The organism is Thalassobius sp. MITS945101, from assembly GCF_047123305.1.
GTDB lineage: Bacteria > Pseudomonadota > Alphaproteobacteria > Rhodobacterales > Rhodobacteraceae > Thalassobius.
This window is the reverse complement of sequence record NZ_CP138918.1, coordinates 3,431,885-3,444,735: the sequence shown is the minus strand read 5'-3', so window position 1 is coordinate 3,444,735 and position 12,851 is coordinate 3,431,885. Positions and strand designations below refer to the sequence as shown.

At 58.7% G+C, this 12,851-nt stretch carries 16 protein-coding genes; 9 read left to right on the top strand and 7 right to left on the bottom strand.

Annotation, left to right across the window (positions count from 1 at the left end; all coding sequences use genetic code 11):
- The first annotated feature begins 5 nt into the window (after positions 1-5).
- Positions 6-1,127 carry an acyltransferase family protein gene (locus SIC14_RS17040; protein WP_412563104.1) on the top strand — a complete coding sequence of 374 codons (1,122 nt, stop codon included), beginning with the start codon at positions 6-8 and terminating at the stop codon, positions 1,125-1,127.
- A gap of 64 nt (positions 1,128-1,191) precedes the next feature.
- Here the strand turns inward: SIC14_RS17040 and SIC14_RS17035 are convergent, their stop codons facing one another.
- Positions 1,192-1,425 (bottom strand): DUF1127 domain-containing protein, encoded by a 234-nt coding sequence (locus SIC14_RS17035; protein ID WP_412563103.1) that lies wholly within the window; start codon positions 1,423-1,425, stop codon positions 1,192-1,194.
- Positions 1,426-1,542: 117 nt separating this feature from the next.
- Between SIC14_RS17035 and SIC14_RS17030 the strand changes: the two genes are divergently transcribed.
- The 8 genes from SIC14_RS17030 to SIC14_RS16995 all read left to right on the top strand — a co-directional run bounded on the left by SIC14_RS17030 (position 1,543) and on the right by SIC14_RS16995 (position 7,520).
- On the top strand, positions 1,543-2,919 hold the full coding sequence (locus tag SIC14_RS17030; RefSeq protein WP_412563102.1) for a PLP-dependent aminotransferase family protein: 1,377 nt from the start codon (positions 1,543-1,545) through the stop codon (positions 2,917-2,919).
- 183 nt (positions 2,920-3,102) lie between these two features.
- Positions 3,103-3,564 carry a 50S ribosomal protein L13 gene (gene rplM, locus SIC14_RS17025; protein WP_412563101.1) on the top strand — a complete coding sequence of 154 codons (462 nt, stop codon included), beginning with the start codon at positions 3,103-3,105 and terminating at the stop codon, positions 3,562-3,564.
- 3 nt (positions 3,565-3,567) lie between these two features.
- On the top strand, positions 3,568-4,059 hold the full coding sequence (rpsI, locus tag SIC14_RS17020; RefSeq protein ID WP_412563100.1) for a 30S ribosomal protein S9: 492 nt from the start codon (positions 3,568-3,570) through the stop codon (positions 4,057-4,059).
- 187 nt (positions 4,060-4,246) lie between these two features.
- Positions 4,247-4,921 (top strand): cytochrome c3 family protein, encoded by a 675-nt coding sequence (locus tag SIC14_RS17015; protein ID WP_412563099.1) that lies wholly within the window; start codon positions 4,247-4,249, stop codon positions 4,919-4,921.
- The gene (locus SIC14_RS17010) at positions 4,918-5,514 is read left to right on the top strand and encodes a DUF3365 domain-containing protein (RefSeq protein ID WP_412563098.1); all 597 of its coding nucleotides are present in this window, start codon (positions 4,918-4,920) and stop codon (positions 5,512-5,514) included. Before SIC14_RS17015 ends, SIC14_RS17010 begins: the two co-directional genes overlap by 4 nt.
- 36 nt (positions 5,515-5,550) lie before the next feature.
- A complete protein-coding gene (locus SIC14_RS17005) occupies positions 5,551-5,778 on the top strand; it encodes a hypothetical protein (RefSeq protein WP_412563097.1) in 228 nt (75 codons plus the stop codon).
- On the top strand, positions 5,763-6,254 hold the full coding sequence (locus SIC14_RS17000; protein WP_412563096.1) for a hypothetical protein: 492 nt from the start codon (positions 5,763-5,765) through the stop codon (positions 6,252-6,254). Before SIC14_RS17005 ends, SIC14_RS17000 begins: the two co-directional genes overlap by 16 nt.
- Before the next feature lie 99 nt (positions 6,255-6,353).
- Complete coding sequence (locus tag SIC14_RS16995; protein ID WP_412563095.1) at positions 6,354-7,520, top strand: hypothetical protein; 1,167 nt, start codon at positions 6,354-6,356, stop codon at positions 7,518-7,520.
- Between the two features lie 5 nt (positions 7,521-7,525).
- On the opposite strand, the gene SIC14_RS16990 is transcribed toward SIC14_RS16995, so the two are convergent.
- From SIC14_RS16990 to SIC14_RS16965, 6 genes are all read right to left on the bottom strand, one after another.
- Positions 7,526-8,257, bottom strand: coding sequence for an FkbM family methyltransferase (locus SIC14_RS16990; protein WP_412563094.1), 732 nt, complete (start codon positions 8,255-8,257; stop codon positions 7,526-7,528).
- A 74-nt stretch (positions 8,258-8,331) separates the two neighbouring features.
- Positions 8,332-8,949 carry a TetR/AcrR family transcriptional regulator gene (locus SIC14_RS16985; protein WP_412563093.1) on the bottom strand — a complete coding sequence of 206 codons (618 nt, stop codon included), beginning with the start codon at positions 8,947-8,949 and terminating at the stop codon, positions 8,332-8,334.
- Positions 8,942-9,811, bottom strand: a complete 870-nt coding sequence (gene ppk2 / locus SIC14_RS16980; protein WP_412563092.1) for a polyphosphate kinase 2 — start codon at positions 9,809-9,811, stop codon at positions 8,942-8,944. The genes SIC14_RS16985 and ppk2 overlap by 8 nt, the downstream gene beginning before the upstream one ends.
- A gap of 74 nt (positions 9,812-9,885) precedes the next feature.
- A complete protein-coding gene (locus SIC14_RS16975; RefSeq protein WP_412563091.1) occupies positions 9,886-10,836 on the bottom strand; it encodes an alpha/beta fold hydrolase in 951 nt (316 codons plus the stop codon).
- Positions 10,829-11,752, bottom strand: a complete 924-nt coding sequence (gene metA, locus SIC14_RS16970; protein WP_412563090.1) for a homoserine O-acetyltransferase MetA — start codon at positions 11,750-11,752, stop codon at positions 10,829-10,831. The genes SIC14_RS16975 and metA overlap by 8 nt, the downstream gene beginning before the upstream one ends.
- Before the next feature lie 97 nt (positions 11,753-11,849).
- Positions 11,850-12,710 (bottom strand): ATPase, encoded by an 861-nt coding sequence (locus SIC14_RS16965; RefSeq protein ID WP_412563089.1) that lies wholly within the window; start codon positions 12,708-12,710, stop codon positions 11,850-11,852.
- Positions 12,711-12,851: the final 141 nt, after the last annotated feature.

Below are 12,851 nucleotides of genomic sequence, written 5' to 3'. Positions count from 1 at the left end.
CAGGCATGGGCAGAGAGAATTTGCAGGCACCACAGGCGTTTGAGGCGTATCGCACGCGGCGGCATTTCGGCAATCTGGACGGGGTGCGGGCGCTGGCGATCCTGGCTGTGCTTTGGCACCACTCGCCGCTGATGCCCCTGCTGTCTGACCGGTTTCTGATTGCCAGCCGCGGTTTTGTGGGGGTGGATCTGTTTTTTGTCCTCAGCGGGTTTCTGATCACCACGTTGTTGCTGCGGGAAGAGCGCGCCAAGGGGCGGTTTTCGCTGAGAGGCTTTTACTGGCGGCGGGCCTTGCGGATCCTGCCGGTCTATCTGTTGGTTGTTGGCTTTGCGGTGGGCTATTTCGGGGGGCTGCAAGGCAACTATGACCTGTTAGGCCTGTTACCCTACTATCTGTTTTTCATGGCCAATTTCCTGCCCGAACATGTGCCGCTGCTGGACCCCACCTGGTCCTTGGCGGTGGAGGAGCAGTTCTACCTGCTTTGGCCGGCGGCGCTACTTGTGCTGCCACGTCGTTGGGTTTTGCCTGTGTTGTGTGCGCTGATTGCGTTGAATGTCGCGGGCGCAATGGGGCTGTTGGCGCCTTTGGGTATTGCGGCCTTTGCTTTGGGGGATCTCTGGATTGCGCTGCCCAATGCCACCTATGCGCCTATTCTGATGGGGGCGGCTCTGGCGCTGGTGCTGGACCGGCGGGCTGGCTTTGCGGCGCTTTGGCGTCTGACCGGTGCGCGCGGTGCGGCTTTGGTCTGGGGGTGCGGGGTGATTCTGGCGCTATTTGTGCTGCCACGAGATCTGTTGGGAGGGCCCAACCTGCTGCTGCATCTCAGCATGACCCTGTTTCTCAGTGCCCTGGTGCAGCAGGAAAAGACAGTTCTGACGCCGCTCTTGCGGGCCGCACCGATGGTGCGGGTGGGGCAGGTGAGTTACGGGCTCTACCTCTATCATCTCATCGGGTTGCACATCGCGGTCACCGGGCTGACGGCTTTGGGAATGTCGAGCCCCTGGCTGGTGCTGGGTGCCTATGCGGCAATATCGATGGCAATGGCCGAGTTCAGCTTCCGCTTCTATGAGGCGCGTTTTCTGGCGCTGCGGTATCGGCGGGTCAAACCGACATCGTCTCAGGCCTGATACACGAAAAAAGGCCGAGGATTGCTCCTCGGCCCCAGTAACGTCCAGGCGCGGACGGGGAATGTCATACACGCCAGAACGGGCGACGGGCCTCCGTATAAGCCACGTCACGTGACAAACCGACATCTGCAAGCAAGTGATCGGGCAGCGTTTTCAACGCCTTGCGCGTGCGATATCGGCAATGCCATTTGGTCACCACCACAGCAAAGCCAAGTGCCACTTGAGCCGCGATCGGGGTGCCGCGGCCCAGCTCATAGGAAATGACATCAGAGATCGTTGGTCTGCTTTGCTGAATCATGGGGCTATCCTCGTATGTAACTCCGAATGTGTTGTGATTGTATTGACACAATTAGGCGATTTACCTATGAGTGGAGTGATACAATTCTCGACACAATGCGTCTAGGGAAACATTGTAATGGATACAAATTGGCTACCCGACCTCGCGGAAGCGGGGCGTTCCAAGTACAAAGCGCTGGCAAACGCCATTCGTGACGGGGTTGCGACCGGCGCACTGGAATCGGGGCAGAAGCTGCTGCCGGTGCGAGAGCTGGCCTATCAGCTGTCGGTGACGCCGGGCACGGTGGCACGGGCCTATTCGCTGCTGACCGAAGAGGGGGTGCTGAGTGCCGGTGTGGGCCGTGGCACCTTTGTGGCCGAAGGCGGTGCGCAGAGTGATCCCTCACATGACTGGCCGCAGATGCTGAGTCTGCGCAGCCCCTTGCTGCCTGATATGGGGCAAAGCGACATGATCCGCGACGCAATGCAGAAGACGGCGGATCAGATCAATTCCCGCGATCTTCTCAGCTATCCCAGCCGGGCGATGGATCTGCCGCTGCGTCGCGCGATGCGGCGCTGGATGTCGGACCTGCCGATTGGGGCTTTCACGGCAGAGGAGCTGGTGCTGACCCACGGGGCGCAGCATGCGCTGATCCTTGTGATGCAGACGGTGCTGAAAGGACCGGAGCCCGTGGTGGCAGTTGAGGACCTTACCTACACGGGCTTCCGACGCGCAGCGGCCCTGTGTCGGGCGCGGGTTGTTGCGGTGGACACAGACGAAGAAGGCCCCGTGGTCGAACATCTGGAGCGGCTGGTGCGCGAAGAGGGGGTGCAGCTGTTTTGCACCTCATCCGAGGTCAACAATCCCACGGTGCGTTTCACTTCGGACCGGCGGCGGCGCGAGATTGCCAAAATGGCGCGCCGTCTGGATCTGCATATTGTCGATGATGACTGCTACGCCATCGGCACCCATCGGGCCGAGAGCTATTACACCCTGCTGCCGGATCGCGGCTGGTATATCTCATCGCTTTCGAAGGCGCTGTCGCCGGCGTTGCGGGTGGGCTATGTAGTGGCCCCCAAGGCCTTTGTACCGGATCTGGAGCGGACGGCGCATTTCAACTCTTTTGGTCTGGCCCCACCGCTGAGCGACCTGGCGTACCGTTTCCTCGAAGATCCCCGGTTGCGCAGCGTTGCGGCCAAGGTGCGGGTGCGGATCAATGAATTGGTGCGCACGGCGGTGAACCATCTGGGCGGCCATGACGTGTCCTGGAACGAAGATGTGCCGCTTCTATGGCTGAAACTGCCCTATGGCTGGCGCACCTCCAGCTTTGTGCATGCCGCCGAAAGCCGGGGTGTGTTGGTGCGCAGCGCCGAGGATTTTATCCTGCGCGATGGCCGTGCGCCGCATGCGGTGCGGATCGGTGTCAACGGCATGGTGGATCCGGCGCGGTTTGAAGACGGCATTGTGCGGCTGGCCGAGCTGCTGGACAATCCGCGCGAAGAGATTGGGGTCTAGCGGCGGTTTTTCGGGGTGTGTTTTGTGGGGTATTTTAATACCTAATTTGCAAGCGTCTGATTTTAAACGATTAAAACCGCTTAAGTGCTGTTGACCGTGAAAATAGGCGCTGTATAACCCCGCAATCGAATTCGGAAATCGGGGTTTGCCCTATTTCCATCACTGAACAAGGGTACTCCCGCGATGAAAACCTTCTCTGCTACTCCGGCAGACATCGAGAAGAAATGGATCATCATCGACGCCGAAGGCGTGGTGCTGGGCCGTCTTGCCTCGATCGTCGCCATGCGTCTGCGTGGCAAGCACAAGCCGTCCTTCACTCCTCACATGGACATGGGCGACAACGTGATTGTCATCAACGCTGACAAGATCCAGCTGTCGGGCAAAAAACGCTCGGACAAGAAATACTACTGGCACACCGGTCACCCGGGCGGCATCAAGCACCGCACCGCGGGTCAGATCCTGGAAGGCGCCTATCCTGAGCGTGTTGTGACCGCAGCCGTCAAGCGCATGCTGCCGGGCAACCGCCTGAGCCGCAAGCAGATGACCAACCTGCGCGTCTACGCTGGTGCAGAGCACCCGCACGAAGCCCAAGCCCCCGAAGTTCTGGACGTGAAGTCCATGAACTCGAAGAACACCCGGAGCTAATCGATGACTGATCAAATCAATTCGCTCGAAGAGCTGGGCGCAGTTGCTGGCGACGTTGCCGAAGCAGCCGTTGAAGTTGAAGTAAACCGTGAGCCTGTTCGTGACGAACTGGGCCGCGCCTACGCCACCGGCAAGCGTAAAGACGCTGTTGCCCGCGTATGGATCAAGCCGGGTTCCGGCAAGGTCATCGTGAACGGCAAAGACCAGGACGTCTACTTTGCACGTCCCGTTCTGCAGCTGATCCTGCGCCAGCCGTTCCAGGTTGCCGGCGTTGAAGGTGAGTTCGACGTATACGCCACCGTTAAAGGCGGCGGTCTGACCGGTCAGGCCGGTGCGGTTAAGCACGGTATTTCGAAAGCCCTGCAGCTGTACGAACCCTCGCTGCGTGGCGCCCTGAAAGCCGCTGGCTTCCTGACCCGCGACTCGCGTGTTGTTGAACGTAAGAAGTTCGGCCGCCGCAAAGCACGTCGTTCGTTCCAGTTCTCGAAGCGTTAATTCGCTTCCTGCATTGCAGGACAGAATTCAAAGGGTCGCCTTCGGGCGGCCCTTTTTCTTTGGCGCAAAGACAAAGGTGTATTTTGCTTGAATCAAATTGCGCACGTTAACCAATTGTTAAGGTCTTTATTGAAACTTTGAGGCGAAATTTCGGATGAATTGATTGTCCTGATTATGGAGGATCAACATGCCTCTGCCCAAAGCGCATAACATTCGACTCTTTGCTTTTCTTGCGATTATGCCCTCGATGGTAATGGCGGGCATTGCCCTGACGGGACCGGACAGCCAGAAGATGCTGGCCCATGGGCCCACGCTGTCCCAACACGCAGGGTTGCAGTGTCGCGACTGCCATCAGCAGGCCGCTGGCACGGTGCGGCAGCAGCTGCAGGCGCAGCTGCGCTACTGGATGGGACGGCGCGACACGCCGGTGGATTTCGGCTATCGCGCCGTGGCCTCGGCGCAATGTCTGGACTGCCACGCCCGTCCCAATGAACGCCACCCGATCTACAGGTTCCGCGAACCCCGGTTTCGCGCCGCATTGGAACATGTGGCGGCAGAGGATTGTCTGGGCTGTCACGCCGAACACAAACGCCAGATGGTGACCGCCGAGGTGGGATTTTGCGCCGCCTGCCATGAGGACTTGAGACTGAAGTCCGATCCGGTGGAGGTGCCGCATCATTCCCTGATCGCGGCCGCGCAATGGGAAAGCTGCCTGACCTGCCATGATTATCACGGCAATCATCGCTATACGGTGCCGACCAAACTGGCCGAGGGCCTGTCGGCGCAGGACATTCGGCCCTATTTACAGGGCGGCGCGGATCCATTTGGCGCATTCAAATCCTATGAAGGGAAACAGCCATGATCCCGCTCACGTCTTTCCGAATTGCTTTGATCGGCGGGCTATCCTGCCTTGGGGTCTACCTATTTGTGACAGCGCCGCCGCCGCTGGCCGAGGCTGCTGTGCAGAACAAGGCGCAATGTGAACGGCCGGTGCAGGTGCTGTTTGACAGTGCCAATGCGATCAATCAGGCCGCCCGCAATGTCTATACCCGTGAAATTGTTGGGGCGGGGCTGAAGGCCGGCCTGAAGTTTGACGAAGACTGGCAGGAACCGGATGTCGAGGCGGGACCGCTGCCGGCCCTGTTTCTGCGCCTTATGGCCGAGAAGCTGGAGGCCATGCCGCCGCAACTGGGGCTTTACCTTGGCTCAGATGCACCGATCAACGCCTCAAACCTGTTCAGCGGGGCACAAGCCACTCAGTTCGCTGAGGTCAAGACGACCCGCGCCCCAGTGTTTTCCAGTAATGCGGGGATCGGACGGATCGCCATGTATCCTGATATCGCCGCTGTGGCCCCTTGTGTGACCTGTCACAATGAACAACCCGACAGCCCCAAGGTGGACTGGCAACTGGGGGATGTGATGGGGGCAACCACATGGACCTGGCCGGCGGCCTAGGTCGGGTCCGAGGCATATTTGACAGTGTTAGAAGCCATGTTCGATGCGGTGGCGCTGGCCTATCAGGATTACCTCACCAAAACCGCCGGATTTGCGGAGCCGGTGCCACTGGAGGGCTGGCCGAAACAGGTGAAGACCTTGCCGCAAGTTTATGAATTTATTTATAAAGTTCGCTTCGAGACTGGACCCGAATTATTGCGGGTGATGTTGCCCACGCAGCGCGGCCTAATTGAGAGTGGAGATTTGAAATGCGCATTGTCCTGACCACCTTTCGCCGTGTGCCTTATGCGGGTGCCGTTTTCCTGGGCCTTGCACTGGTCATTGCCGCCCTGTCAGTTGAGGTCTCGGCGCTGGAATTGCAGCCTTTCGCCCGGCTCAGCTTTCAGGTGGTGACCGGTGCGCTGCTGCTGACCTGTCTGAGCTACCAATGGGTGCTTTTTGCAAAACGTGTGCTGAAGGATGCACGCGGCATGCGCAGCCATGTGAAGCTGCACCGTTGGGTTGGGGTCTCAGCCACACTGTTGTTTGCGGTGCATGCGGTGCGGGTGGGTCATGTTTGGATGACTTTGCTCAGCGCGGTATTCTTTCTGGTTGCCCTCACAGGCGTTTTGAACCGCGAGGTGCTGGGCTACCGGTCCAATCTGCTCTACCTGATCTGGTTGGCGCTGCACATCGGCCTGTCGGCGGCCATGGTACCCCTGATCGCGGTGCATATCTGGGTCGCGTTGGCCTATCAGTAACCGCCGTTAAGATTTTGGCGAAATTGCCGATTTTGCCCGCTGCCGCGGCGCAGGGCGCAAGGCTACCTTGCCCCCAAGTCGTTGAGAGAGGGCAGAGAGATGGCAAATGCGTTTTGGACCTATCCGTGGGACATTGCCGATATGGGACTGGCAGAGGTGACGGGGGAAATCCGCGACCTTGGCTTTGACATGATCAGTGTGGCCGCCGCCTATCATGCCGGTCGGTTCCTGCAGGTGCGCAGCCCCAAGCGCCGGGCCTATTTCCCGCAGGATGGCGCATTATATTTCCGTCCCGATCCGGCGCTTTGGGCGGATCAGGTGATCCAGCCGATTGTGTCGGATCTGGTGCAGGAACAGGATGTGCTGCGCGATCTGGTGGCGGCGCGACAGGCGGGGGGGCTGCAGGTCTCGGCCTGGACGGTCTGCCTGCACAACACCGCTCAGGGGGAGCGGCATCCCGAACACGTGACACGCAATGCCTGGGGGGATCCGAATTTCTACAATCTCTGCCCCGCCTCAGAGGCATCACAGAGCTATGTTGAAACGCTGGTGCGGGATCTGTCTCACAACGTGCGGCCCGACCGAATTGAGCTGGAAAGCCCAAATTTCCTAGGGTTTGCCCACGAGCACCATCACGAAAAGGACATGGTCGGCCTGCCACCGGAGGGGGATTTTCTGATGTCGCTCTGTTTCTGTGACCATTGTCGCAGCTACGGCGAAGGGCAGGGGGTGTCAGTGGATGAGGTGCAGGCACAGGTGCGGGGTCTGCTGGATCAGATGTGCAGCGGTGCTGTGCCCGAACGGGTCGCGCCGGACTTCCCCTCAGCTGGCTTGGACGCCTTCCCTGAACCGCTGCGGAGTTATCTGACGCTGCGCGAGGACCATGTGACCAAGCTTTTGCAGCGGGTTCAGACGGCTTGCCACACGGATGTGGAGCTGCTGATGATCGACGGCCAAGCGGGATGGATCGGCGGCGCCAATCATCGGGCCATCACCGAGATGGGGATCGGATTGCTGCTATGTTCCTACGACCAGTCGGATGCAGAGGCCGAGGCGCTGATGCACTATGCAGCCACATTGCCTGCGGGACGTGGCGGCCAGATTGGCCTGCGGCTCGCGGTGCCGGAATATGCTGATGCAACGGCGTTTCAGCACCGTTTGGCCTTGCTGCGCCAACACGGGGCAACCGGCGTGAACCTTTACAATTACGGTCTGGTGCCAAAGGGGCGGTTGGCCTGGCTGGACGGGGCGTTCACCCCGTCCTGATGGCCTCAGATGTCTTTCACATACCAGTCGTCAAAGCGGGACTGTTCCTGCATGATGCGTCTGTAGCCTTTACTGGTCAAAAGCTTGAAAATGTCATCTCGTTGGGGCGCGAAGTTGTGCTCGATCGTCAGCAAACGCATTTGCCAACGGTCGAAGTCAAAGGCGTTAAGGATGTCAAATTCGCTGCCTTCGGTATCGACCGACATATAATCGATCACCCCGGGGGCGTTATGCGTTTCAAGTAGGTCATTCAGGGAAATGGTCTCCACGCCGTAGCTGTGGCCACGCATTTGGCGACGCGTCGGAACGAAGGCAGAAATGCCCGAATTCTCGCCTCTGGGGGCTTCGGTGAATTTAAGCGTTTCCCCTGATTTGATCCAAACGCATTTGGTTTCAATCGTGCAGTTCCGATTGCGCTTGAGGTCCGCATGCCAGGCTTGCGCGGGTTCTGCCAGAATGCCCTGCCAGCCGTATTCGTTTTCCAGGAGCCAGCTGTTACTTAACTCGACGCCATTGGTCGCGCCGAATTCCACAAAGAAACCGCCGGATTTAAAGCCGTTCAACGCAAGCGCCAGTAAATCCTGACGCAATTGCGCGCGGGACGCATTCAGGGCGTTGAGAGCATCAGGCCGCGCAGCTTCCGGTAGAGCCTTTATGAACTCAAGGTCGAAATAGCCCTTTTCTCGGCTTCTGAGCACTGCCAAGCGTTGCTTTGTCGTGATTTCGAAATATGGCAATATTCTCTCGAAATTATTATGGGGCGCATTGAAGCTTTATGATAATTCATAGCAAATTATGCCCCCGCTGTCTTTTAATAATCTCGATCCAGCAACCCAAGGCCGCGCAGGTAGATGCCGATACCGGTTTCCAGCAGGGAATCCGGCGGGAAGGGCGACTGGGTGCCGGGGGAGTTTCGGGCGAACAGCTCCACCACCCCGTGGCTCATCGCCCAGATGTGGGCCGAGAACATCGCAGGTGGCGGGCGTTTTTCCGGTGGGATATGTTCAGAAAGCTCTGTTGCGGCCTTTTCCATCACATCGCGGGCGCGTTGCGCCACAGCGGCCAGCTCGGCGGTTTTGTTGATCGAGATGCCACTTTCGAACATGGCGATGTAATGGCCGGGGTATTTGCGCGCAAATGCCAGATAGGCGCGTCCCGTGGCCTCAAAGGCGGCCAAGGCCGAAGGCTGGCCCTTCTCATAGGCAAATTGCATCACATCGGCAAAAATCTCATAGCCCTGACGCGCCGCCTCGGCGATCAGGTCTTCGCGGCCAGCAAAATGCCGGTAAACCGCTGCCGGGGTTACACCTGCGGTTTTCGCCGCCTCCGAGAGGGTGAAGCCGGTGGGGCCTTTCTCCTCGATCAGTTGCAGCGCGGCCTCTACAAGGGCCTGACGCAGATTGCCGTGATGATAACCGCGTTTAGGCATCCCAGATGTCCGGGCCTCCGCAAATTTTGCTGTCATTGGGGCCGATCGCGCTGGCGTCCTTATGGGCATAGTCAATGCCGCTTAGGACATGGCGGATGGCGGCCAGTCTGGCGCGCTTTTTGTCATCCGAACGCACAATTGTCCACGGGGCGGTTGCGCTATGGCTGCGGTTCAGCGTGTCACTGATCGCGGCGCTGTAATCATCCCAACGTTTCAGCCCCTCAACGTCGATCCAGCTGAGTTTCCACTGCTTCAGCGGATCTCTTTCGCGTTTCAGAAAACGCCGCAGCTGTTCGCCACGTCCAACGTTCAGCCAGAATTTCACCAGATGCACCCCGTCCTCGACCAGCATCCGCTCAAAATCATTGACCTGATGGAAGAAATGTTCGCGCTGCGCCTCGGTGCAGAAACCAAAGACCTTCTCGACCACGCCGCGATTGTACCAGCTGCGATCAAAGAAGGTGATTTCACCGGCGCTTGGCAGGTGGTCGATGTAACGCTGGAAATACCACTGGCTCTGTTCCGCCTCGCTGGGTTTGGAGAGCGCCACCACACGGGCTCCGCGCGGGTTCAGGTTTTCGCGAAACCGTTTGATGGTGCCGCCCTTGCCGGCGGCATCGCGGCCTTCAAACACAATGGCGATGCGGGCGCCGGTTTCCTTGGCCCAGGCCTGCAGCTTCACCAGCTCCACCTGCAGCGCGTCCATCTGGCGCTCATAGTCCTTGCGGCCCATTTCCTCGGCATAGGGGTAGCTTGGGCTGAGCATGTCATCCTTGCCCGCCTTGGCCAGTTGGTCGCGCAGCGCGGTAGCAGCGTCAGACTGATGAAAGGCGCTGATCGCACCGTCAAAGGGCAAGCTCATATCCGCCTCCGTTTCGCCTCCTTAAGGTCCCGCAACTCCACGGGTTTCTGTTTCAATATGGGGGCTTGGGCGGCCTAGCGCAATCCGGCGCGTTCAGCGGCGCGATGAATGACACGCAAGACATCCTCGCGGGCAACATGGTGCGGCATATGTCCCACACCGGGCAGCACGGTCAGGTTGGACTCGGCGATCTTTTTGGACAGTGGGATGGAATGGATGTCGACCGAAACGGTTTTGTCCTTGTCGCCATGCAATATCTCGGTCGGGGTGGTGATCGAGGCATAGAGTGGCTCCAGCGCGGCCAGTTCGCCAATCAGATTGGCGCGATGCAGCGCGTTGATGCGCAACGCCTCGCGGCGCAGGGTCAGGGGCACGCCGATGTGGGAGGCATAGCCCAATGGCGGTTTCTGCGGCCGGAACACCTCGGCCAGTTCGCTTTGAACTTTGCTGTCGGGCACAAAGGCGGTCATCAGCGGGGCGGAAAATTGGCTGAGCACCGGGTTAGAGTTCAGCCAGTAGTGCAGCGGCATCCCCAGTTCTACCGGATGGGAGGGCGCGCCAAGGGTGACCAGCGCCGCCAGACGGTTGGGAAACCGTGCCGCCCAGGCCAGCGCAACGGACCCGCCGTAAGATTGCCCAACCACAATGGGCAGATGGGCCCCCAAGGCACCAGCGGCCTTTTTCAGCACCCTTGCCTGTTCCACGATGGAATTGTCCGAGGGCAGAACATCGGTGTAGCCCATGCCAGGGCGGTCCATCACCAGCACGCGGTAGTTTGTCGCCAACCGATCTGCCAAAGCATGGGTGAAATCGCGGGTATTTCCGGACAATCCGTGGATCAGCACCAGATCGGGACCGGAGTCGCCTTTTACCACAACATGGACCTTGCGCCCGTCCACATCGAGCAACTCTCCCTCAGGCGGAAAATCCTTTTCCGCCTGTTTTTCAATCGCACTGGCCCGGAAGTGGGTATAGCCCCCGATGCCAGTCAGAAGAACCAGAAGAGTTGTTAAAGGGTCAGCCACCAATATCCGCCATGTTAAAAGGAGTTGTCTGATAAATTTGGTTGATCCAGTTGCCGTAGAGCAAATGCGCATGGCTGCGCCACCGGTTCTGCGGCGTGTTTTTCGGATCATCCTCGGGGTAATAATTCATTGGCACATTGATTTCGGTGCCCGCTTCTACATCGCGGTCGAATTCTTCTTTCAGCGTGCCACTGTCATATTCAAAGTGGTTAAAAATATAGAGCGCCTTGTGGGCCTGATCTTCGATCAAACAGGGCCCGACCTCATCACTGCCCAACAGGGTGACCAGGTTGTCCTTGGTGTCCACCTCATCCTGCTGGATTTCTGTCCAGCGGCTGACCGGGATCACACAGTCATCCGAGAAACCGCGCAAGTAAGGCGAGGCCGGCGCGCGGTTCTGGTGGCGGAAACAGCCAAAGGCCTTGTGGTCCAGCATATGTTTAGCGACGTCATTGAAGTAATGGATCATCGCCATGCCGCCCCAGCAAATGCCGAAGGTGGAATGCACATGGGTCTGGGTCCAGTCAAAGACCTCGGTCAGTTCTTGCCAGTAAGTGACCTCTTCAAACGGCAGATGTTCGATCGGGGCGCCGGTGATCAAGAGGCCGTCAAACCGCTCACCGCTGGCTTTCACCTCGGCAAAGGGTTTGTAGAAGCTGGCCATATGTTCGGCAGCCGTGTTTTTGGTCTGATGCTCGCTCATGCGGATCAGGGTCAGTTCGATCTGCAACGGCGTGGCGCCGATCAGACGGGCAAACTGGTTCTCCGTCTGGATCTTCTTGGGCATCAGGTTCAGCAACCCGATTTTCAAAGGCCGGATGTCCTGCCGCATGGCCCGGTCGTCCGACATCACCATAACGCCTTCGCGCGAAAGCACGTCATAGGCAGGCAGGTCGGCGGGCAGTTTGATCGGCATTGGATCCGGGCTCCTTCAGGAAGTCATACGGTTGAGTTTGAAATAGGTTAAGGCCACTGCGGGTAGCCGGTCTGAAGATCGAAACCTAGGCAGGGTTTCAGGGCTGCTCAAGGGCCTTTGCGATCAACATGTCGAAATCTTCGGCAGATTTCACGGTTGAGACCTCATCTGCCGTCAATGTGATGCCCCAGTTCCGGGCCATCGCCTCATAGCGAGGCTGACGATGGGCCAACGCCTGGGCATAGGTCCAGCGGATGAAGTCATCGGGATCAACCTGAGATTCCTCTTTCTGGAACAGGGTCAGGTATTCATTCCACACCCGGTCCAGAAACGCCGCCTGATAGGACATAGGCTTGGGCGCGCGGTCAAAGCGGCGGATCAGCTCTTCGGTATGGGCCTCGTCGCCTTTGAGCCAGATCAGCAGGGTGTTGTTGGCCAGCGTCTTCAGGATCGGATCATTGGGATCCTCGGGGTTGACCCATTCACAGATCGACCCGCCGGTGTCGCAGATGAAATGCGGGTAGCTGTAGAGCGCTTCGGCCCGTTCGATGAAATAGGTGGTGTCCATCAACGCCTTCACCTCGGCCTGACGGAACTGTTCCTGACGGCGGGTGTATTCTGCATAGGGCAGCCCCCCTTTCGCCTCCGAACCTGGTTTGCCAAGGTAAGAGGAGACAGGGGTCAGGTTTTCAAAGGTGATGTTTGAACTGATGTGGATTGAATCCGACATCAGCAGATCCCGCAGGAACGGCACTTTCATCGCTTCGCGTTTGGCGTTGTCGGCGATGTATTCCCCCATGTAGCGGGTGCCAATGCGGTAATCGATGGAGTAGTGGAACCAATCCCCCTGATCGCGCAGGATATTGGACAGGTAGGTCTTGCCCAAACCTGACATCCCAAAGAACAGCACCCGTTTCTGTGGCGCGTTCCGCCAAGCCTCTGCGCTTTGATAGATCATTGTCTTCCTCGTCTTGTTGCTAGGTTCCTAGCTTTCACGTGACAAAGGGTCAATGTTTCAAAGGGCGTAGGGCTACGGGCGTGTTGAATAAGCCTCCCGAACGCGCACCGGGAGGGTTCGGCGTTCGGGAGGGCGGTACAG